The 20,252-nt window shown below is 73.1% G+C and carries 20 protein-coding genes; 13 read left to right on the plus strand and 7 right to left on the minus strand.

What is annotated here, in order from left to right:
* Positions 1 to 16 precede the first annotated feature (16 nt).
* Together RMN57_RS16115 and RMN57_RS16120 are read right to left on the minus strand one after the other, a co-directional pair.
* Entirely contained in the window at positions 17 to 979 is a 963-nt protein-coding gene (locus RMN57_RS16115; RefSeq protein WP_396327990.1) for a DeoR/GlpR family DNA-binding transcription regulator, read from the minus strand.
* A gap of 235 nt (positions 980 to 1,214) precedes the next feature.
* Positions 1,215 to 2,732: an NAD(P)H-quinone dehydrogenase gene (locus tag RMN57_RS16120; RefSeq protein ID WP_313764081.1), complete on the minus strand. Its 1,518-nt coding sequence runs from the start codon at positions 2,730 to 2,732 to the stop codon at positions 1,215 to 1,217.
* A 97-nt stretch (positions 2,733 to 2,829) separates the two neighbouring features.
* Between RMN57_RS16120 and RMN57_RS16125 the strand changes: the two genes are divergently transcribed.
* The 3 genes from RMN57_RS16125 (at position 2,830) to RMN57_RS16135 (ending at position 6,180) form a co-directional block, all read left to right on the plus strand.
* Positions 2,830 to 3,267: a gamma-glutamylcyclotransferase gene (locus tag RMN57_RS16125; RefSeq protein WP_313764082.1), complete on the plus strand. Its 438-nt coding sequence runs from the start codon at positions 2,830 to 2,832 to the stop codon at positions 3,265 to 3,267.
* A gap of 238 nt (positions 3,268 to 3,505) precedes the next feature.
* Positions 3,506 to 4,327 carry a purine-nucleoside phosphorylase gene (locus RMN57_RS16130; protein WP_313764083.1) on the plus strand — a complete coding sequence of 274 codons (822 nt, stop codon included), beginning with the start codon at positions 3,506 to 3,508 and terminating at the stop codon, positions 4,325 to 4,327.
* Positions 4,328 to 4,458: 131 nt separating this feature from the next.
* Complete coding sequence (locus RMN57_RS16135) at positions 4,459 to 6,180, plus strand: phospho-sugar mutase (protein ID WP_313764084.1); 1,722 nt, start codon at positions 4,459 to 4,461, stop codon at positions 6,178 to 6,180.
* A gap of 128 nt (positions 6,181 to 6,308) precedes the next feature.
* Here the strand turns inward: RMN57_RS16135 and RMN57_RS16140 are convergent, their stop codons facing one another.
* A complete protein-coding gene (locus RMN57_RS16140; protein ID WP_313764085.1) occupies positions 6,309 to 6,980 on the minus strand; it encodes a PH domain-containing protein in 672 nt (223 codons plus the stop codon).
* Positions 6,981 to 7,120: 140 nt separating this feature from the next.
* Between RMN57_RS16140 and deoC the strand changes: the two genes are divergently transcribed.
* The 5 genes from deoC (at position 7,121) to RMN57_RS16165 (ending at position 11,808) form a co-directional block, all read left to right on the plus strand.
* Positions 7,121 to 8,107 carry a deoxyribose-phosphate aldolase gene (deoC, locus tag RMN57_RS16145; RefSeq protein ID WP_313764086.1) on the plus strand — a complete coding sequence of 329 codons (987 nt, stop codon included), beginning with the start codon at positions 7,121 to 7,123 and terminating at the stop codon, positions 8,105 to 8,107.
* 5 nt (positions 8,108 to 8,112) lie between these two features.
* On the plus strand, positions 8,113 to 9,594 hold the full coding sequence (locus RMN57_RS16150) for an aldehyde dehydrogenase family protein (RefSeq protein WP_313764087.1): 1,482 nt from the start codon (positions 8,113 to 8,115) through the stop codon (positions 9,592 to 9,594).
* Positions 9,587 to 10,489, plus strand: a complete 903-nt coding sequence (locus tag RMN57_RS16155; protein ID WP_313764088.1) for an aldehyde dehydrogenase family protein — start codon at positions 9,587 to 9,589, stop codon at positions 10,487 to 10,489. The genes RMN57_RS16150 and RMN57_RS16155 overlap by 8 nt, the downstream gene beginning before the upstream one ends.
* Positions 10,490 to 10,711: 222 nt before the next feature.
* Positions 10,712 to 11,122, plus strand: coding sequence for a hypothetical protein (locus RMN57_RS16160; protein WP_313764089.1), 411 nt, complete (start codon positions 10,712 to 10,714; stop codon positions 11,120 to 11,122).
* A 47-nt stretch (positions 11,123 to 11,169) separates the two neighbouring features.
* Positions 11,170 to 11,808, plus strand: coding sequence for an ATP-binding protein (locus tag RMN57_RS16165; RefSeq protein WP_313764090.1), 639 nt, complete (start codon positions 11,170 to 11,172; stop codon positions 11,806 to 11,808).
* 250 nt (positions 11,809 to 12,058) lie between these two features.
* On the opposite strand, the gene RMN57_RS16170 is transcribed toward RMN57_RS16165, so the two are convergent.
* Positions 12,059 to 12,841: a SigE family RNA polymerase sigma factor gene (locus tag RMN57_RS16170; RefSeq protein WP_313764091.1), complete on the minus strand. Its 783-nt coding sequence runs from the start codon at positions 12,839 to 12,841 to the stop codon at positions 12,059 to 12,061.
* Between the two features lie 480 nt (positions 12,842 to 13,321).
* Here RMN57_RS16170 and RMN57_RS16175 point away from each other — a divergent pair, with 480 nt between their 5' ends.
* The 4 genes from RMN57_RS16175 (at position 13,322) to RMN57_RS16190 (ending at position 16,675) form a co-directional block, all read left to right on the plus strand.
* Positions 13,322 to 13,999 carry a response regulator transcription factor gene (locus RMN57_RS16175; protein ID WP_148644494.1) on the plus strand — a complete coding sequence of 226 codons (678 nt, stop codon included), beginning with the start codon at positions 13,322 to 13,324 and terminating at the stop codon, positions 13,997 to 13,999.
* 84 nt (positions 14,000 to 14,083) lie between these two features.
* A complete protein-coding gene (locus tag RMN57_RS16180; RefSeq protein ID WP_313767847.1) occupies positions 14,084 to 15,592 on the plus strand; it encodes a HAMP domain-containing sensor histidine kinase in 1,509 nt (502 codons plus the stop codon).
* Positions 15,589 to 15,972 (plus strand): hypothetical protein, encoded by a 384-nt coding sequence (locus RMN57_RS16185; protein ID WP_313764092.1) that lies wholly within the window; start codon positions 15,589 to 15,591, stop codon positions 15,970 to 15,972. Before RMN57_RS16180 ends, RMN57_RS16185 begins: the two co-directional genes overlap by 4 nt.
* A 139-nt stretch (positions 15,973 to 16,111) precedes the next feature.
* The gene (locus RMN57_RS16190; RefSeq protein WP_313764093.1) at positions 16,112 to 16,675 is read left to right on the plus strand and encodes a VanZ family protein; all 564 of its coding nucleotides are present in this window, start codon (positions 16,112 to 16,114) and stop codon (positions 16,673 to 16,675) included.
* Positions 16,676 to 16,714: 39 nt separating this feature from the next.
* Here the strand turns inward: RMN57_RS16190 and RMN57_RS16195 are convergent, their stop codons facing one another.
* Complete coding sequence (locus RMN57_RS16195) at positions 16,715 to 17,356, minus strand: PhzF family phenazine biosynthesis protein (RefSeq protein ID WP_313764094.1); 642 nt, start codon at positions 17,354 to 17,356, stop codon at positions 16,715 to 16,717.
* A gap of 157 nt (positions 17,357 to 17,513) precedes the next feature.
* Here RMN57_RS16195 and RMN57_RS16200 point away from each other — a divergent pair, with 157 nt between their 5' ends.
* Positions 17,514 to 17,963: a hypothetical protein gene (locus RMN57_RS16200; protein WP_313764095.1), complete on the plus strand. Its 450-nt coding sequence runs from the start codon at positions 17,514 to 17,516 to the stop codon at positions 17,961 to 17,963.
* Between the two features lie 69 nt (positions 17,964 to 18,032).
* On the opposite strand, the gene aspS is transcribed toward RMN57_RS16200, so the two are convergent.
* Positions 18,033 to 19,313, minus strand: a complete 1,281-nt coding sequence (gene aspS, locus RMN57_RS16205; protein WP_313764096.1) for an aspartate--tRNA(Asn) ligase — start codon at positions 19,311 to 19,313, stop codon at positions 18,033 to 18,035.
* 354 nt (positions 19,314 to 19,667) lie between these two features.
* Entirely contained in the window at positions 19,668 to 20,156 is a 489-nt protein-coding gene (locus tag RMN57_RS16210) for a DUF6879 family protein (protein WP_396327936.1), read from the minus strand.
* Positions 20,157 to 20,252: the final 96 nt, after the last annotated feature.

Genomic DNA, 20,252 nt, shown 5'->3' on the forward strand with positions numbered 1-20,252 from the left:
GGCCGGTGCGCCGGGCTCAGCGGACCCGCGGGAGGCCGCCCAGTTCGGCGAGGCGGACCGGGACCGGCCCGCCCGGCCCCGCGGGGCCGCCGTGCGTGCCGGGGCGGCGCTGGCCGGGCAGCGGGGACCCGCCGGGCGGCGGCGCGGCCCGGCGCGCCAGCGGGCCGGGCTGGGTCTGGTGGACGGGGCCGCTGCCGGTGCCGTGCACCGGGGCGTCGCCGGCCGGGGCGGCGCCGAGCGGCGCCAGGTCGATCTGCACCCCGCAGTCGGCGAGCGCGTCCAGCTCGCGCGCGGTGGTCTCGTCGGAGGTGGCGTGCTCGTCGGTGACCAGGCGGGTGATGGTCTCGGTCGGGACGGTCTGGAACATGGTGTCCGCGCCGAGCTTGGTGTGGTCGGCGAGGACGATGACCTCGGCGGCCGACTGCACCAGAGCCCGGTCCACGCTCGCGGAGAGCATGTTCGTGGTCGACAGGCCGCGCTCGGCCGTCAGCCCGCTGCCGGAGATGAACGCCTTGGAGACCCGCAGCCCGTGCAGCGACTGCTCGGCCCCGCTGCCCACCAGGGCGTAGTTGGAGCCCCGCAGGGTGCCTCCGGTCATCACCACCTCGACCCGGTTGGCGTGCGCCAGCGCCTGCGCCACCAGCAGCGAGTTGGTCACCACCGTCAGCCCGGGCACCCGGGCCAGCCGGCGGGCCAGCTCCTGGGTGGTGGTGCCGGCGCCGACCACCACGGCGTCCCCCTCCTCCACCAGGCCCGCGGCGAGGTCGGCGATGGCGCTCTTCTCGGCCGCGGAGAGGTGGGTCTTCTGCGGGTAGCCGGGTTCGCGGCTGAAGCCGCCGGGGAGCACCGCGCCGCCGTGCCGGCGGTCGAGGAGCCCTTCTGCCTCCAGCGCCCGCACGTCTCGGCGCACGGTCACTTCGGAGGTCTGGACGACGCGGGCCAGTTCGCGGAGCGACACGGCTCCGTTGGCGCGCACCATTTCGAGGATCAACTGGCGACGTTCTGCAGCAAACACAGAACCGACGGTAACCTGCGTGACCGTCTGCTTTCAGGCGTTTGCAGCTGGTAGCCGGAATTGCTCGCACCCGAGCGGCGCGTGACCGTACAATACGCGCCGTCAGCAAGCCGGGACCGCGCCCGCCGTCCGGGTGATGCCCGGGGTGCGCGAAGGGCGGCCGCCGGTCGACAGCCGCCCTCAACTTCGCGCCGGGCGCTCAGCTTTCGCCGTCGGCCCGCTTCCGGATGTGCAGCTGTCGGGCGGCCTCGGCGGTCGAGCCGGAGACGGACGGGTAGACGGTGAAGGCGCTGGCCACCTGTTCGACCGTCAGATTGGCGTCCACCGCGAGCGAGATCGGGTGGATCAGCTCGCTGGCGCGCGGCGCGACCACCACGCCGCCGACCACGATGCCGGTGCCCGGGCGGCAGAACAGCTTCACGAAGCCGTCCCGGATGCCCTGCATCTTCGCCCGCGGGTTGCCGCGCAGCGGCAGCTTGACCTCGACCGCGTCCATCTTGCCGCACTTCACGTCGGCGGCGGTGTAGCCGACGGTGGCGATCTCCGGGTCGGTGAAGACGTTGGAGGCCACGGTCTTCAGGTTCAGCGGCTGCACCGCGTCGCCCAGCGCGTGGTACATCGCGATCCGGCCCTGCATGGCCGCCACCGAGGCGAGCATGAAGACGCCGGTGCAGTCGCCGGCCGCGTACACGCCGGGGGCCGTGGTGCGGGAGACCCGGTCGACCTGGATCTGGCCCCAGTCGTTGAGCTTGACCCCGGCCTCCTCCAGGCCCATGTCCGCGGTGTTGGGGATCGAGCCGACCGCCATCAGGCAGTGCGTGCCCTTGATCACCGTGCCGTCGGAGAGCGTGACCTCGACGTGGTCGCCCACACATCCCTCCTCGCCCGCCTCCGGCGAGGAGGGTCCCTCTGGAGCTTCCGTCCGCGCCGACACCCTCTTGACCGTTTCGGCCCGGGAGCGGCTCATCACGTTCATGCCGCGGCGGCGGAAGACCTCCTCCAGCACCTCGGCGGCGTCCGGGTCCTCGCCCGGCAGCACCCGGTCGCGGCTGGAGACCAGGGTGACCTTGGAGCCGATCGCCTGGTAGGCGCCGGCGAACTCGGCGCCGGTGACGCCGGAGCCGACCACGATCAGCTCGCGGGGCAGCTCCTCCAGGTCGTACACCTGGGTCCAGGTCAGGATCCGCTCGCCGTCCGGCTGGGCGTCCGGCAGCTCGCGGGGGTGGGCGCCGGTGGCGATCAGCACGGCGTCCGCGCGCAGCGACTGGACGCTGCCGTCGGGCGCGTCCACCAGGACCTCGCGGGAGCCGTCCACGGCCTGGCCGCCGGCGCCGAGGCGGCCGCGGCCGCGCAGCACGGTGACGCCCGCCCGGGTCACCGACTGGGTGATGTCGTGGGACTGTGCGATGGCGAGCCGCTTCACACGCCGGTTGACCTTGCCGAGGTCCACGCCGACCACCCGGGCCTGCTGCTCCTGCGGCGGGGTGTCGTCGGCGACGATGATGCCCAGCTCCTCGTACGAGCTGTCGAAGGTCGTCATCACCTCCGCGGTCGCGATCAGCGTCTTCGACGGCACGCAGTCCGTGAGCACCGCCGATCCGCCCAGACCGTCGCGGTCGACGACGGTCACCTCCGCGCCGAGCTGAGCAGCGACGAGCGCCGCCTCGTAGCCGCCGGGTCCGCCACCGATGATCACGATCCGAGTCACGCCCCCCATTGTCCCGCACGCCGTGGGCGGTGCCACGCCGGGGTCGGGGCTTCCGTGCGTTCGCCCGGTCCTCCGGGAGCGCCGGCGCGGCACTAGGCTTCGCCCCATGCCCCTTTACGCCGCGTATGCCACCAACCTCGATGCCCGGCAGATGACCCGCCGCGCCCCGCACTCCCCGCTGCGCGGCACCGGGTGGCTGGACGGCTGGCGCCTCACCTTCGGCGGCGAGAACCTCGGCTGGGAGGGGTCGCTGGCGACCGTGGTCGAGGACGGCAAGGACCAGGTCTTCGTCTCGCTGTACGACGTCTCGCCGATGGACGAGGAGGGCCTGGACCGCTGGGAGGGCGTCCAGCTCGGCATCTACCGCAAGACCAAGCTGCGCGCGCACACCCTGGACGGCGACATCCCGGTGTGGACGTACGTGCTCAACGACTACGAGGGCGGTCTGCCCGCGGCCCGCTACCTGGGGCTGATCGCCGACGCCGCGGAGAGCGCGGGCGCGCCGCACGACTACGTCCTGGACCTCCGCCGCCGGCCCTGCTGAGACTCGCCGCGGGCCCTGCGGGGCTCCGCCGCCGGCCGGGCGCGGCGGGTGCCCGCACGGCCGGCCACGGCCTGTGCGCCGGACGGCTGCGGAGCGCGAGCACGGCTGGAGGTTGCTCCCGTCCGAATGGGTGGAAAGGCGGCCCCGAGCTGTACTTTCACGCCATCCGGGTAACGATCCGGCACGTCGCGCCCGGATCTTCTACGCGCGTAGCCATTTCCCGTCTATCCTCGGATGCGTGAACGCATCTCCTCAGTCGGTCGTCTCCGCCGACCCCTACGCCGCCGCCCAGGCCGCCGCCGAGCGCCTGCGCGAGCTGACCGGTGCCGAGCGCCACGACGTCGCCCTGGTGATGGGCTCCGGCTGGGTGCCGGCCGCCGACGCCCTCGGCGAGACCGTGGCGGAGTTCCCGGTCACCGAACTCCCGGGCTTCCCCGCCCCCGCCGTGGCCGGCCACGCCGGCACGATCCGCTCGGTCAAGATCGGCGAGAAGCGCGCCCTGATCTTCCTGGGCCGCAACCACTACTACGAGGGCCACGGCGTGGCCACCGTCGTCCACGGCGTGCGCACCGCCGCCGCGGCGGGCTGCGGCATCATCGTGCTGACCAACGGCTGCGGCGGTCTGCGCGAGGGCTGGGTCCCCGGCCAGCCGGTCCTGATCAGCGACCACATCAACCTGACCGCGGACTCCCCGATCGTCGGCGCCAACTTCGTCGACCTGACGGACCTCTACTCCAAGCGCCTGCGCGACCTCTGCCGCGAGGTCGACTCCACCCTGGACGAGGCCGTCTACGTGCAGTTCCGCGGCCCGCACTACGAGACCCCGGCCGAGGTCAACATGGCCCGGGTGATCGGCGGCGAGCTGGTCGGCATGTCCACCACGCTGGAGGCCATCGCCGCCCGCGAGGCCGGCGCCGAGGTGCTCGGCATCTCGCTGGTCACCAACCTGGCCGCGGGCATCACCGGAGAGCCGCTCAACCACGCCGAGGTGCTGGAGGCCGGCAAGGCCTCCGCCGAGCGCATGGGCGCGCTGCTGGCGAAGGTCCTTGAGCGGATCTGACCCGGATCCGGCGCACAATCATGAGCGACGGGGTCCGCGGGCGGCTGTGATCCGCTGATCACACCCGCCTGCGGGCCCCGTCCGCATGCGCACCCCCACCACTTTGCGGAACCTCTTCCATCGGAGCTGGCATGACGCAGGCACCCACCACCGACCTCCTCGCCCGCGCGCGGGCCTGGCTGGCCGAGGACCCCGACCCGCAGACCCGCGAGGAGCTGGCCGCGCTGCTGGCCGCCGCCGAGGGTCCGGAGGCCGAGTCCGAGAGCAAGCTCGCCTGGTCCCAGCTGGCCGAGCGGTTCGCCGACCGCCTCCAGTTCGGCACCGCCGGCCTGCGCGGTGAGCTGGGCGCGGGCCCGATGCGGATGAACCGCGCGGTGGTGATCCGGGCCGCCGCCGGCCTGGTCGCGTACGTGAAGAGGGAGAACCTGGGCGACCTGGTCGTCATCGGCTACGACGCCCGGCACAAGTCGTACGACTTCGCCCGCGACACCGCCGCCGTGGTGGTCGGCGCCGGCCTGCGCGCCGCGCTGCTGCCGCGCGCCCTGCCCACCCCGGTGCTCGCCTTCGCCGTCCGCCACCTGGGCGCGGCCGCCGGCGTCACCGTGACGGCCAGCCACAACCCGCCGCAGGACAACGGCTACAAGGTCTACCTGGGCGACGGCTCGCAGATCGTGCCGCCGGCCGACGCCGGGATCGCCGCCGAGATCGACGCGATCGGCGCGCTCGCCGACGTCCCGCTGGCCGCGGACGGCTGGGAGGTGGTCGGCGAGGAGGTCGTCGAGGCGTACCTGGCCCGCGCCGCGTCGATCGTGGACGAGCACAGCCCGCGCGACCTCTCGGTCGTCTACACCCCGATGCACGGCGTCGGCCGCGACACCCTGGTGGCCGCCTTCCACCGGGCCGGCTTCCCGGCCCCGACCGTGGTCGCCGAGCAGGCCGAGCCGGACCCGGACTTCCCGACCGTGGCCTTCCCCAACCCGGAGGAGCCGGGGGCGATGGACCTCGCCTTCCGCACCGCCGCCGCCACCGGCCCGGACATCGTCATCGCCAACGACCCGGACGCCGACCGCTGCGCGGTGGCCGTCCCGGCCAACGGCAACGCCGCCGGGTCCGGCAACGGCACCGGCTGGCGGATGCTCCGCGGCGACGAGGTGGGCGCCCTGCTCGGCGCCGCGTTGGTCGCCAAGAAGGCCGCCGGCACCTTCGCCACCACCATCGTCTCCTCCACCCTGCTCGGCCGGATCGCCGAGGCGGCCGGCCTGGGCTACGCCGAGACGCTGACGGGCTTCAAGTGGATCGCCCGCGCCGACGGCCTGCGCTACGGCTACGAGGAGGCGCTCGGCTACTGTGTCGACCCGCAGGGCGTGCGCGACAAGGACGGCATCACCGCTGCCCTGCTGGTCGCCGAGCTGGCCGCCACCCTCAAGCAGTCCGGCCGCACCCTGAACGACCTGCTGGACGACCTGGCGCTGGAGCACGGCCTGCACGCCACCGACCAACTCTCCGTCCGGGTCCAGGACCTCTCGCTGATCGCCGACGCGATGCGGACGCTGCGCGAGCAGCCGCCGACCGTGCTGGCCGGGCTCACCGTCACCAGGGCCGACGACCTCACCGCCGGCTCCCCGGACCTGCCGCCCACCGACGGCCTGCGCTACTACCTGGCCGGCGAGGCCGTCCGCTCGGCCCGGATCGTGGTCCGCCCGTCCGGCACCGAGCCCAAGCTGAAGTGCTACCTGGAGGTCGTCCTCCCGGTCGCCTCCGCCGCCGACCTGGCCGGCGCCCGCGACCGGGCCGCCGAGCTGCTCGCCGCGATCAAGCGCGACCTCGCCACCGCCGCGGGCATCGACGCCTGACGGCGCCGCGGGGTGCGCCCGCGCCGACGACGAAGGGGCCCGCCGTGGGAACGGCGGGCCCCTTCGGTGCTCGGGCCCGTCGCGCGCCCGGCGGGGCCGGCCGGACGGGACCCGGGTGCGGCTGCGGGTCAGACCGCGATCACGGTGATCAGAGCGACCAGGCCGACCAGGGTCGGCGCGATGATCCACCAGCACCACGAGACGGTCACCGGGCCGGTGGCGTCGGGGCGGGCGGAGTTCCGCTCGGCCATCTCCTGCAGGATCCCGACGACCTGGTCGGACCAGGCGCGGGTCGGGTCCGGCGCACCGGTCACCACCGGGGTGGGCTGCTTGCCCACGACCATGCCCAGCCGGGAGACGTGCTCGGTGCCGCGCTCGCGGACGCGGTTGGCCCGCTTGCGCTGGCGCAGCGAGACCGGGACGGCCCAGACCTGGAACTTCCGGCCGTCCGCCAGCAGCTCGACCGAGTACCCGGCGCGCAGCGCGTCCACCGAGGCCCAGGGCGTCGTGATGGTCCGCAGCGGGTTGCGCACCACCAGCCGGCGGTCGTTGGCCAGCACGGCCGGCCGCAGGGTGTAGGCGATCACCGGGAAGGCGAACACCGGGACGGCGGCCAGCGCCACGTACGGCGTCTTCCCGCTCCCGGTCAGCGCCGCGTCCCCGATCAGCCAGGCGGCCACGGCCAGCAACAGCACACCGGAGATCACCCCGGGAATGGAGCGGTACACGCGGTCGGCGTACACGGGCTCGTCGGCGGAACCGGCAGGGCCCTGGTGGGGCTTGCCGTCGGATTCGGTCATGTCGACGATTCTGCCGCATGACCCGGCCGATCCACAGGGGTGGCGAGTGGGGCGGGAGGGGTTCGCAGATATCGGTCCGGCATCGAAAGGTCGCGGCCCTAGCGGTTGACTACGCGCGTAGATATGCTGGTCTGGTGACTATGTCCACTCTTGCAGCCAATGCCCTCGGCGTTGCGGGCAGCGGTCTTCAGGACGTCGCGGCGTCCGAGGCCTCGCTCCGCCGCTTCCTGCACGGCCTGCCCGGCGTCGACCAGGTCGGCCTGGAGGCGCGTGCCGCCACTCTCGGTACCCGCTCCATCAAGACCACGGCGAAGGCGTACGCCATCGACCTCGCCATCTCGATGATCGACCTGACCACGCTGGAGGGCGCGGACACGGTCGGCAAGGTGCGCGCACTCTGCACCAAGGGCAGGACCCCCGACCCCACCGACCCGACCACCCCCCGCGTCGCCGCCATCTGTGTCTATCCGGACATGGTCGCCACCGCGAAGGCCGCGCTGCAGGGCACCGACATCCAGGTCGCCTCCGTCGCCACCGCCTTCCCGGCCGGGCGCGCCGCCCTCCCGGTGAAGCTCGCCGACACCGCCGACGCGGTCGCGGCCGGCGCCGACGAGATCGACATGGTGATCGACCGGGGCGCCTTCCTCTCCGGCCGCTACCTCGACGTCTTCAACGAGATCGTCGCCGTCAAGGAGGCGTGCAAGCGCCCGGACGGCACCTACGCCCACCTCAAGGTGATCTTCGAGACCGGCGAGCTGCAGACGTACGACAACGTGCGCCGCGCCTCGTGGCTGGCGATGCTCGCCGGTGCCGACTTCATCAAGACCTCCACCGGCAAGGTCGCCGTCAACGCGACCCCGCCGGTCACCCTGCTGATGCTGGAGGCGGTCCGCGACTTCCGCGCGCAGACCGGCGTCCAGGTCGGTGTGAAGCCCGCCGGCGGCATCAAGACCACCAAGGACGCCATGAAGTACCTGGTGATGGTCAACGAGACGCTCGGCGACGACTGGCTGACCCCGCACTGGTTCCGCTTCGGCGCCTCCAGCCTGCTCAACGACCTGCTGATGCAGCGTCAGAAGCTGACCACCGGACGGTACTCCGGTCCCGACTACGTGACGGTGGACTGATCACCATGGCCAAGAAGAAGATCACCGAAGAGCCCGCGACCGAGCCTCGCGGCGGCCTCTTCGAGTACGCCCCCGCCCCCGAGTCGCCCGCCGCCGCGGGTGACATCGCCACCTCGTACGGCCACTTCATCGGCGGCGAGTTCGTCGACTCCTCCGGCAGCGAGGCCCTGAAGACGGTCAACCCGGCCACCGAGCAGGTGCTCGCCGAGTTCGCCCAGGGCACCGACGAGGACGTCGAGCGCGCCGTCGCCGCCGCCCGCAAGGCCTTCGCCGACTGGTCGGCGCTGCCGGGCGGCGAGCGCGCCAAGTACCTGTTCCGGATCGCCCGGATCATCCAGGAGCGCAGCCGCGAGCTCGCCGTCCTGGAGTCGATCGACAACGGCAAGCCGATCCGCGAGACCCGCGACGTCGACCTGCCGCTGGTCGCCGCGCACTTCTTCTACTACGCGGGCTGGGCCGACAAGCTGGACTACGCCGGCTTCGGCGCGAGCCCGAAGCCGCTGGGCGTGGCCGGCCAGGTCATCCCGTGGAACTTCCCGCTGCTGATGCTGGCGTGGAAGATCGCCCCGGCGCTGGCCACCGGCAACACGGTCGTGCTGAAGCCGGCCGAGACCACCCCGCTGACCGCGCTGCGCTTCGCCGAGATCTGCCGCCAGGCGGGCCTGCCGAAGGGCGTCGTCAACATCGTCACCGGCGACGGCCGCACCGGTGCCGCGCTCACCGCGCACCCGGACGTCAACAAGGTCGCCTTCACCGGCTCCACCCCGGTCGGCCGGGCGATCGCCAAGCAGCTGGCCGGCACCCGCAAGAAGCTCTCGCTGGAGCTGGGCGGCAAGGCCGCCAACATCGTCTTCGACGACGCGCCGATCGACCAGGCGGTCGAGGGCATCGTCAACGGCATCTTCTTCAACCAGGGCCACGTCTGCTGCGCGGGCTCGCGCCTGCTGGTCCAGGAGTCGGTCCAGGACGAGCTGCTGGACGCCCTGAAGCGCCGGATGGCCACCCTGCGGGTCGGCGACCCGCTGGACAAGAACACCGACATCGGCGCGATCAACTCGGCCGAGCAGCTGGCCCGGATCACCGCGCTGACCGAGGCCGGCGAGGCCGAGGGCGCCGAGCGCTGGTCGCCCGCCTGCGACCTGCCGGGCACCGGCTTCTGGTTCAAGCCGACCCTGTTCACCGGCGTCAGCCAGGCCCACCGGATCGCCCAGGAGGAGATCTTCGGCCCGGTCCTGTCGGTGCTGACCTTCCGCACCCCCGACGAGGCGGTCGCGAAGGCCAACAACACCCCGTACGGCCTATCCGCCGGCATCTGGACGGAGAAGGGCTCGCGGATCCTCTGGATGGCCAACAAGCTCAAGGCCGGCGTGGTCTGGGCCAACACCTTCAACAAGTTCGACCCGACCTCGCCGTTCGGCGGCTACAAGGAGTCGGGCTACGGCCGCGAGGGTGGCCGCCACGGTCTGGAGGCCTACCTCGATGTCTGATGTCGTGACGCGTCTTGACGTCCTCAAGACCTACAAGCTGTACGTCGGCGGGAAGTTCCCGCGGTCCGAGAGCGGGCGGGTGTACGAGGTGACGGACTCCAAGGGCGAGTGGCTCGCCAACGCCCCGCTCGGCACCCGCAAGGACGCCCGTGACGCCGTGCTCGCGGCCCGTGCCGCGGTCAAGGGCTGGGCCGGCACCACCGCGTACAACCGCGGCCAGGTGCTGTACCGGGTGGCCGAGATGCTGCAGGGCCGGCGCGAGCAGTTCACCACCGAGGTGGCGCTCTCCGAGGGCGTCGGCCCGAAGAAGGCCGCCGCCCTGGTGGACGCGGCGATCGACCGCTGGGTCTGGTACGCGGGCTGGACCGACAAGGTCGCCCAGATCGCGGGCGGGGCCAACCCGGTCGCCGGGCCGTACTTCAACCTCTCCACCCCGGAGCCGACCGGCGTGGTCGGGATCGTCGCCCCGCAGGCCGGCTACGGGCACTCGCTGCTCGGCCTGGTCTCGGTGATCGCGCCCGCCATCGCCACCGGCAACACCGTGGTGGTCGCGGCGGCCGCCGACGCCCCGCTGCCGGCCCTGTCGCTGGGCGAGGTGCTCGCCACCTCGGACGTCCCCGGCGGCGTGGTCAACATCATCTCCGGCCGTACCGCCGACATCGCGCCGACCCTGGCCTCGCACCAGGACGTCAACGCGCTGGACCTCACCGGGGCCATCGCCGCCGACGGACCCGGCGCGGCGGGTGTCCTGGAGGCCTCTGCCGCGGATACCCTGAAGCGGGTGGTCCGTCCGGAGCTGGACCCGTTCGCCCAGGACTGGACCAATGCGCCCGGTACCGACCGGCTACTCTCGTTCCTGGAGACGAAGACGGTCTGGCACCCGATGGGGATCTGACCGTTCCCGTCACCCGCTGAGTAACAACTCCACAGACTGGCCGTCCCCAGTGCCCTCTCCCCCCCAGGGCCCGGACGGTCATTGGACGGACCCGCACCTCTCCCCCCCTGGTGCGGGTCCGTCGACTTTCGTCGCCGCGCGGTTCCGCCTTTCGGGGATCCCGGCCCGGATCCGGCCCGGGAAGAATCTCCCGTACCGGAGACGATCGAGAGGGAGGGCGCCGTGGGGGAGCTCGCAGCCGAGCTGACGGCACTGTTCGCGGACGGGTTCCTGCGCAGACTGCACGTGGCCCGCACCCGCCGCCGCCTGGCCGCCGGGCGGCCCGTCCGGGTGCCCTGCTCGGCCCGCTCCGGCCGGCCCGGCCAACCGGACGGGTACGTCAACGGCCGGCTGCGCATCACCCCGGGAGCCGCCCGCGTCGACTTCGACTCGCGTGTCCTCGGCCACATCGAACTGGCCTGCGGCGGCACCTTCCACGAGCCCGAGCCCGAGGCCTGGCACAGCCAGGACTGGGCCGCCACCGCCTACCTGCCGCCCGGCGACGAGCACCCGGTCCACCTCCAGGTCGACAGCCGGTACCTGCCGCTGGTCCGGGCCGCCCTCACCGATCCCCGGTCCGTTCGGAAAGGCTGAACCGCCCGGTTTCGGCATCGGGTCCCGATGCGTCAGACTGGTGTCTCGTGAGTGACTCCCCGCTGAACCCTGTGCCGACGACCCGTGCCCGGGTGGTCCTGCTGTCCGGTCCCTCCGGTTCGGGGAAGTCCTCGCTCGCCGAGCGCAGCGGCCTGCCGGTGCTCCAGCTCGACGACTTCTACAAGGACGGGGACGACCCGACCCTGCCGCTGCTGCCCGACGGCGCGGTGGACTGGGACTCCCCGCTCGCCTGGCACCGCGACCAGGCCGTCGCCGCCATCCGCAGCCTGTACGAGACCGGCCGCGCCGACGTCCCGGTGTACTCGATCCCGGACAACGGCCGGATCGACACCCGGGTGCTGGACCTGGCCGGCGCCCCCGCGTTCATCGCCGAGGGCATCTTCGCCGCCGAGATCACCGCCGAGTGCGCCGCCGAGGGCCTGCTCGGCGACGCGCTCTGCCTGCGCAACGGCGCCCTCACCACCGCCTGGCGCCGACTGCGCCGGGACGTCCGCGAGGGCCGCAAGTCGCTGCCGGTGCTGGTGCGCCGCGGCTGGCGGCTGATGCGCGCCGAGCGCTCGATCGTCGAGCGCCAGGTGGCGCTCGGCTCGTACCCGTGCGCCGGGGCGGAGGCCGCGCGCCGGATCACCGCGGCGGCCTGGGCGACGGAGTACTCCGCGGTCTGAGCGGCGCCGCTCCCCGCTTCCAAGGCCGCTTCCCGCGCTCCCCCGGACGCGCGCCGGGCCCGTGTACGACGAACGACGACGGGCCCAGTGCGTCTCCCCCGCACCGGGCCCGTCGTCCCTCCTGGACGGCCGAAGGACTCCCCCGGCGGCGCCGCTCCCCCGAGCCGGCGCCACCAATCCGCTGACCGTCCGCTACCCGTCCCCCGACGGGAGTTCCCGTGGCCGCTCCCCCGCGGCCGGCCGGTCGCCGTTACGCGACCAGCTCACCGAACGCACGGGCGGTGTCGCCCGACTTGTTCAGGTGCTCGTCCTCGCGCAACCGGCGCAGGGCGCGCCAGATGCTGCTCTTCACCGTGCCGACGCTGATGCCGAGCACGTCGGCGATCTCCGGGTCGGTCTTGCCCTCGTAGTACCGCAGCACCAGCATGGTCCGCTGGTTCTCCGGCAGCTTCGCCAGCGCCTGCCAGAGCACGGCGCGCAGCTCGGTGCCGCCCATCGCGTCGGTGTCGCCGGCCGTCTCCGGCAGCTCCTCGGTCGGGTACTCGCTGACCTTGCGGCGCCGCCAGGCGGAGATGTGCAGGTTGGTCATGGTGCGGCGGAGGTAGCCCCCGACCGCGGCCTTGTCGGTGATCCGGCCCCAGGCCCGGTAGGTGCTGAAGAGCGCGCTCTGCAGCAGGTCCTCGGCCTCGTAGCGGTCACCGGTGAGGTGGTACGCCGTGGCGTACAGGGAGGCGCGGCGCTCGCGCACGTACGCGGTGAACTCGTTGGTGTGGTCCGCCGCGACGGCCGGGTGCTCCCCCTGCGCGCCTCCCTGTCCCGCCTCGGTGGCGCGGGCTGCTGCGGGGTTCAGCCGCAGCAGCGTCGCGCCCGCGGCCTCGCGGCCGGCCGATTCCCCCGAATCGACCGTCCGAAGACCGCTCCCCCCGATCCCCCGGGTTCCCCCGTTCCCCCCCAGGGCGTCCTTGCCCTCGACGCGGACGGGGAGGATCCCCCGCAGCGTGAGGGTGTTGGCGGAGTCGACCGCACTCCCCATCCGGCCGATTCCGTGAAGCTCCCCCTGCCTGCTGCCGCCGCTCACCCGGCAGGCAGCAGTGTTTCCACCGGTGCTGTGCGCGCACCCCCGTACGGTCACGGCACCGGAGGCCTCGTCGGTCCTGACCTCGAACCGGGTCCGGTGGGTGGTCGCGGACGAACGCGCGGTGCGGACAGCCGGGTTGGTCCGGGTCTGAAGCGTGGCGTTCATCGTGCGCCCCCTTGGTCGGTACGAGCGGTTCCTGTTGCCGCCCTCCAGCCGGCCGGTTGGCCCGCTGTCCTGCGGCGACATGGAAAATCCTGCCCGCCGGTTGTGATGGGCCTGTCCGCCGACTGTCACAGGGGTGTCACAGGGCCGGGCCTTTCGTCCCGCACTCCCACCCGCCCTCACGGACGCCGGTGGCGCACATTCCGGTTCCCGCCCGGGCGGTGACCGGTGCCGGGGGGTGATTCGCCGCTCCGGGTGAGCCAGAATGAGGCCGTGCCTTTCCTCCTTCTGATCGAGGACGACGACGCCATCCGCACCGGCCTCGAACTCGCCCTCACCCGCCAGGGCCACAAAGTGGCCACCGCCGCCTCCGGCGAGGACGGTCTGAGGCTCTTCAAGGAGCAGCGGCCGGACCTGATCGTGCTGGACGTCATGCTGCCCGGAATCGACGGCTTCGAGGTCTGCCGCCGGATCCGGCGGACCGACCAGCTGCCGATCATCCTGCTGACCGCCCGGTCCGACGACATCGACGTGGTGGTCGGCCTGGAGTCCGGTGCGGACGACTACGTGGTCAAGCCCGTCCAGCCGCGCGTCCTGGACGCCCGGATCCGGGCCGTGCTGCGCCGCGGCGAGCGCGAGAGCTCGGACTCCTCGGCCTACGGCAGCGTGGTGATCGACCGGGCGGCGATGACCGTCACCAAGGACGGCGAGGACCTCCAGCTCACCCCGACCGAGCTGCGGCTGCTGCTGGAGCTCAGCCGCCGGCCCGGGCAGGCGCTCTCCCGCCAGCAACTGCTGCGCCTGGTCTGGGAGCACGACTACCTCGGCGACTCCCGCCTGGTGGACGCGTGCGTGCAGCGGCTGCGGGCCAAGGTCGAGGACGTCCCCTCGGCGCCGACGCTGATCCGCACCGTGCGCGGGGTCGGCTACCGGCTGGACCCGCCCGCGTGAGCGCCGCCGACCGCCCGCCCGCCCTGATACCCCGACCCTCCTGAACTTCCGCTACGACAGGCTCCCGTGACTGACCACCAGACGATGACCAGCCGGTTCTCATCAGGCCCGTGGCGACGGCTGCGCTCCCTGCGGGTGCGGCTGATCGCGGTGTTCGCCGCCGTCGCACTGACCACCGCCGTCTCGGCCTCCGGCATCGCGTACTGGCTCAACCGCGACGCGGTGCTCAAGCGCGCCCAGGACACCGCCCTCAACGACTTCCGGGTCTCGCTCAGCCGCAACGTCTCCGAGCTGCCGCTGAACGCGACCTGCGACGACCTGGTCAAGCTCGCCACCAGCGTCGCCAGCAGCGGCCTCAACTACGAGGTGGTGGTCAGCGACCCCGCGCGGCCCGACTGCACCGCCTCGTCGAACCCGATGGGGTTCACGCTGGCCAACGTCCCGGCGAAGCTGCAGGACACGGTGGCCAAGCCGCGCGAGGTCACCGAGAGCAACCCGTACCCGTACCACCTGTACTGGCAGCGGCAGAACCTGGAGGGCCGGCCGTTCGTGATCGGCGGCACCAAGGTGGTGCCCACCGGCCCGACGGCGTACATGTTCAAGTCGCTGGAGAACGAGCGGGCCGACCTCAACACGCTCGGCTGGTCGCTGGCGATCGCCACGCTGCTGGCGCTGATCGGCTCGGCGCTGCTCGCCCAGGCGGCGTCGGCGACCGTGCTGCGCCCGGTCAGGCGCCTCGGCGAGGCCGCCCGCCGGCTCGGCGAGGGGCACCTGGACACCCGGCTGGAGGTCGAGGGCTCGGACGAACTGGCCGACCTCGCCAGGACGTTCAACCGGACCGCGGAGTCGCTGCACGAGCAGGTCGAGGAGCTGAGCGCGCGCGAGGCGCAGAGCCGGCGGTTCGTCGCCGACATGTCGCACGAGCTGCGGACGCCGCTGACCGCGATGACCGCGGTGACGGACATCCTGGAGGACGAGGCGGAGTCGCTGGACCCGATGATCGAGCCGGCCGTCCGGCTGGTGGTCAGTGAGACCCGGCGCCTGTCCGACCTGGTGGAGAACCTGATGGAGGTGACCCGCTTCGACGCCGGCACGGCCAAGCTGGTCGCCGACGAGGTGGACATCGCCGACCTGATCATGTCCTGCATCGACGGCCGGGCCTGGTACGACGCGGTCGAGGTGGACGCCCCGCGCGGCATCCGGGCGGTGGTCGACCCGCGCCGGCTCGACGTGGTCTTCGCCAACCTGATCGGCAACGCGCTCAAGCACGGCGGCTCGCCGGTGCGGGTGAAGGTCCGCGAGGAGTCCCGCGAGGGCGGCGGTGTGGTCGTCGTCGCGGTCTCCGACAGCGGCCCGGGCATCCCGGAGGACGTGCTGCCGCACGTCTTCGACCGGTTCTACAAGGCCGACAAGGGGCGGGCGCGGTCGGAGGGCAGCGGGCTCGGCCTGTCGATCGCGATGGCCAACGCGCAGATCCACGGGGGGACGATCACGGCCGCCAACGGGGAGGTGGGAGCGGTGTTCACGCTGACGCTGCCGCTGACCCCGCCGCCCCCGCCGGCGGACGCCGCCACCGAGGAGGGTGCGCAGTGAGCGCCGCCACGTCGTTCCGCCCGCTGCTGCGCCCCGCCGCGGGCGCGGTGCTGCTGCTCGCGCTGGCGACCGGCTGCGGGATCCGCCCGACCGCCGTCCCGGTGGACGCGGGCGCGCCGGCCAGCCGGACCGCCTGCCCGACCGCGGTGCACATACCCACCGCCCCCGCCACGCCCTCGGCGCCCGCTCCGGCGCCGGCGGTCCAGGGCGCGCCGCCGGCCAGGGCGGGCGCGAGCCCGTCGCCGTCGGCGGTCGCGTCGGCGGCTCCGTCGGCCACCCCGTCGGGGACGCTGTCGCCGACCCCGAAGGCGTCCACCCCGCCGGCGGACAACGCGTTCAGCGCGATGCCCTCGGCGACGGCCACGGCGACCTGCCGGTAAACCCGTCAACGCGCCCCCGGACGGCCTTCCGGGGGCGCGCCGGAATGTTCGCGCCGGGCGTGGAACCGATGCGCCACCGGCTCACGTCCTTCCCCCCGTGCAGCGACATGGCACCAGCACACGCGACGAGCGTTCCGGCGTGCGGACCGAGACCCGGCCCACGACGGGCGTCCACCGCCCCTTCCGCCTGGCGGGGCTCTTCGCCCTCACCGTCCATCTGGCGCTGGCCGGTTGGCTGGTGCTGAGGCCGCTGCCGGTGGCCTGGGTCTACGACGCCAACCTGACACCGATGGCCTCGCTCCGCTTCGCCACCGCCTGGCAGGTGCTCGGCGAACTGTTCCTCCTGGCCCCGCTCGGCCTCCTGCTCCCGCTGGCCGGCGGCCGGCTGCACGCCCGCTGGTTCCCGTCCTTCCTCCGCACCACCGGCGCCTCGGCCCTGCTGGCCACCGCCCTGGAGTTCCTCGCCTCCTGGACGCCTGGCCACGTCCTCGACGTCGACCGGATCCTGTTCGCGGTAGTCGGCGTGGCCGCCACCCACCTGACGATCGTCCCCGTCTCGCGCTCGCTGCTCCAGCGCTCCGCCCACCGGCCCCGCCGGGCCCGGACGGCACCGTCCGGGCCGGTGGGCCCGGCTCCGGCATCGCCCGCCCCCGCGGCCCCGGCGGCCGTCTACGCCGACCCCGTCTCCTCGCCCGTGCGCTGAGGCCCGTCCGCGGGTTCCGCCCCTCGCCTCCCGGACGTCTCAGGCCCGCCGCACCCGGCCGCCCACCTCGATGAAGCCGCCGTCCCGGACCGCCGTGACGAGCTGAGAGCCACGACCCTGGGTGATCGTCAGGTCCCGCCGCAGCTCGGCGGTCAACAGCAGGGCGGCGGCGCCGGTGGCCTCGTCCTCCTCGACGCCGTCCCCGCGCCCGGGGAAGGCGCGCGCCCGAACGGTGCCGGCCGGCTCGTCCTGCCAGGCCCAGGCGTAGATCCACTCGCCCGGGGGCGGGACCTCCAGCGCTGCCACCTCGGCCGCCGAGCCGTACTGCCGGGTCGTCCGGGCCGGCGCCCACTCGGGGCGGGCCTCGATCCTGGTGAACTCGCCTTCGTGGCGCACCCGGACGGTGCCGGCCGCGGTGACCAGCCGGTCCGCACCGAGCAGCCAGGCGACGCCGACGCACGGGTGGCCGGCGAAGGGGAGGCGCAGGCCGGGGGTGTAGATGTCGATCGCGCCCTGCTCGGGATCGTCGACGAACACCGTCTCGCTGAAGCCGAGTTCGCGGGCGAACGCCTGGCGCTGCGCCTCGTCCGGCACGGCCGCGCCGTCGCGCACCACCCCCAGCTCGTTCCCGTGCTCACCGCCGGGCCCGCAGAACACCCGCAGCACCTCGTAGTCCGCCACTCGCCCACCCCTGCCGTCGTCCCGGGCCGATCCGCGTGCACCTGCGCGCGGTCCACCGACCGTACCGCGGGGAAAAGGGGAGGCCGGCTGTCGGTGGACTCCAGTACTGTGCGCCCTCGTCCCCATCAGTAGTTCATCCTCACTCCACAGGATCTCCGTGAACCTCGACTTCAGCGCCGAGCCCCTCTTCTCCTGGTACGTCGTCCTGCTGGCCGTCAGCGGCATCGCCATGGTCGTCCTGGGGGCCGTCAGCGGCTCGCTGAGTGGCGGCTGGCGGGCCGTCAACGTGATCGCCGGCCTCGCGTTCGCCGGCTACGCCTACTACCTGGCGTTCGTCTTCGAGGGTGGTGAGTACCGGCTGTTCTTCCAGGCGTTCATCCTCCCGGTGGTGCTGATCGCCAACTCGGTCAAGGCGTTGATGGCGCGTAGCGCCCCGGCCCCGCAGCCGGTCCCGTCCGCTGTGCCGTACAACCCGAACGCGCCGTACCAGGGCACTGCGCCGTACCAGGGCGCCGTGCCGTACAACCCGAACGCGCCGCAGGGTGCGCAGCCGGTCCCGCCGCAGGCCGCGGCCCAGCCGCCGGCGCCGCAGCAGCCGTCCGTCTGACCGGTCGCCCCGGCAGCACCCCGGCCCCGACGTGCCCCGGCCCGTCGGGGCCGGGGCACGTCGGGCTCCTCACGGTGTGAGGCGGTGGAGGTCGCGCGGGAAGAGGGTGGTGCGGCGGATGTTGTCCGCCCCCGTCAGCCGCGCCGTCCACCGCTCCAGCCCGAGGGCGAAGCCCCCGTGCGGGGGCATGCCGTGCGCGAAGGAGCGCAGGTACGCCGCGTACGGCTCCGGCGACTCGCCGCGGGCGGCGAGGGCGCCGAGGTAGTCCTCGTACCGGTGCAGCCGCTGGCCGCCGGTGACCAGCTCCAGGCCACGGAAGAGCAGGTCGAAGCTGTTGGAGTACTCCGGCCGGCTTGGCTCGGGGTGGGTGTAGAACGGGCGCTTGCGCATCGGGTAGCCGACCACGAAGAGGAACTCGCTGCCGTACTCGCGCAGCGCCCACTCGCCGAGCCAGCGCTCGTGCGCGGGAGCGAGGTCCGGCTCGTCGGCGCCGAGCAGCCGCATCGCCTCGGCGAAGTGGATCTGCGGGATCTCGGCCGGGACGACGGGCAGTTCCACGTCCAGCAGCTCGACGGCCGCGGCGGCCCGGGCCGCCACCGCCTCCACCATGCCCGCTACGGCCGCGCGGACGACGGCCATCACGTCGCGGTGGTCGGTGACGAAGCCGAGTTCGGCGTCCAGGCTGGTGTACTGGGCGAGGTGGCGCGTGGTGTCGTGCGGCTCGGCACGGAAGACCGGTCCGGTCTCGTAGACCCGCTCGAAGACGCCGACCATGGCCTGTTTGAAGAACTGCGGCGACTGCGCGAGGTAGGCCGGCCGGCCGAACCAGTCGAGGGCGAAGACCTCGGCGCCGGACTCGGTGGCCGAGGAGACCACCTTCGGCGTCTGGACCTCGGTGAAGCCGAGCCCGTCGAGCACCGCCCGGAAGCCGGCCACGGAGGCCGCGGAGATCCGGTGCGGGGCGGCGAGGCGTGGGTGCCGGAGAGTGACGGGCGCGCCGTCGAGGATGACCGGCAGGGTCGCGGGCACGGTCGGGCGGTAGAGGCTGAACGGCGGCGCCTCGGCGGGGCCGGAGAGCAGCTCGACGGTGGGCCCGGTCAGCTCCACGCCGTTCGGGGCCTGCGGGTTGGCCGTGACGGTGCCGCGGATCCGCAGGACCGTCTCCTCCGGGATGTCGGCCTCCCCCTCGGCGGCGACCACCTGGGCGAGCCCCGAGCGGTCGCGGAGGACCAGGAAGGTGACGGACTTCAGCGCGCGGCGACGGTGCAGCCAGCCGCAGAGTTCGATGGACTCGCCGATGTGGCCGGGCAGTTCGGCGGCCAGGACGCGGGCGGTCGTCGGGTGGATCATCGCGGCCCTCCAGGGGCGTCGTCATGATCCCTTGGGAGTGCGGGCGAGAAGGGGACTCGCGGTGCCACCGCACTTTCGCCGCCGCTGTCGGTGTAACGGCGGCCTCGTTCGCTGGCCCGATGACGGGGGCCGGCCGGCGGGGCATTTCCTCCCCGCACTCAGGAGTGTCTTCCCCCCGGGGCGCGGGACCGCCTTCACAGCTACCGGCGGCTCTCTCGGCTCACGGGTCCCGGGGGTACTCGTCTCCCTCGACGCGTTGCAGGAGAGGCTAGGTGGGGTACAAGGACCCGCGCAACGGAGTTACGGCTCACCACATCGCGTCCGGAGCCGTCGCGATCAAGGTGAGCTCGTCGCTCAGCGCGGCCGGTACCGCTCATGCGGAATCGCCCGCTCCCACACCGATTCGAACGCCGAGCCGCACCGTTCCGCCAGGACGTTGTCGGTTACGTACTCGCGACCGTCGACATCGAGTTGACCTTCGCCGGTGAAGTGGTGGAAGAGCACCGTCTCGTCGTCGAAGAGCCAGAAATCCATTCCCGGTAGGGCGAGATCGCGTGTCTGCCGCCTGGGCAACCAGCGTACGAGTTCTCCGGCGGCCAGGTTGGCGAAGGTTCCGTCATACTCGTACCGGACGTAGTCGCTGATCGGCTCGGACACGATGCGCGCACGCCTCACGGTGACGCCCCGGGCTACGGCCGCGCTCACCACATCGTGCCAGGACAGCCACCAGGAACCCCGGTCCGCCCGGTCCGGACGATGACCTCGCTGCCAGCCGATGAAGGAAGGGTCGTCGCGCATGTAACTGTCGCGCATCTCAAGGTGAACGGCCGACTTCCGAGCCACGGCCAACGCCTCACGTGCCGGTGGTTGCACGCTCTCCCTCTCCTCCCGGCTTCAGGATGACCCGAAGCGCATTCACGAGCAGACGATCACGTCTCG

Origin of the sequence: Kitasatospora sp. CM 4170 (assembly GCF_032110285.1) — a bacterium.
Lineage (GTDB): Bacteria > Actinomycetota > Actinomycetes > Streptomycetales > Streptomycetaceae > Kitasatospora > Kitasatospora aburaviensis.

Bases quoted from the DNA above. Each gene is read 5' to 3' on its own strand.
- RMN57_RS16115 (WP_396327990.1), bottom strand. From the start codon at position 979: ATGGTGCGCGCCAACGGAGCCGTGTCGCTCCGCGAACTGGCCCGCGTC.
- aspS (WP_313764096.1), bottom strand. From the start codon at position 19,313: ATGATCCACCCGACGACCGCCCGCGTCCTGGCCGCCGAACTGCCCGGC.
- RMN57_RS16140 (WP_313764085.1), bottom strand. From the start codon at position 6,980: ATGACCGAATCCGACGGCAAGCCCCACCAGGGCCCTGCCGGTTCCGCC.
- RMN57_RS16180 (WP_313767847.1), top strand. From the start codon at position 14,084: ATGACCAGCCGGTTCTCATCAGGCCCGTGGCGACGGCTGCGCTCCCTG.
- RMN57_RS16135 (WP_313764084.1), top strand. From the start codon at position 4,459: ATGACGCAGGCACCCACCACCGACCTCCTCGCCCGCGCGCGGGCCTGG.
- RMN57_RS16120 (WP_313764081.1), bottom strand. From the start codon at position 2,732: ATGGGGGGCGTGACTCGGATCGTGATCATCGGTGGCGGACCCGGCGGC.
- RMN57_RS16155 (WP_313764088.1), top strand. From the start codon at position 9,587: ATGTCTGATGTCGTGACGCGTCTTGACGTCCTCAAGACCTACAAGCTG.
- deoC (WP_313764086.1), top strand. From the start codon at position 7,121: ATGTCCACTCTTGCAGCCAATGCCCTCGGCGTTGCGGGCAGCGGTCTT.
- RMN57_RS16150 (WP_313764087.1), top strand. From the start codon at position 8,113: ATGGCCAAGAAGAAGATCACCGAAGAGCCCGCGACCGAGCCTCGCGGC.
- RMN57_RS16170 (WP_313764091.1), bottom strand. From the start codon at position 12,841: ATGGGGAGTGCGGTCGACTCCGCCAACACCCTCACGCTGCGGGGGATC.
- RMN57_RS16125 (WP_313764082.1), top strand. From the start codon at position 2,830: ATGCCCCTTTACGCCGCGTATGCCACCAACCTCGATGCCCGGCAGATG.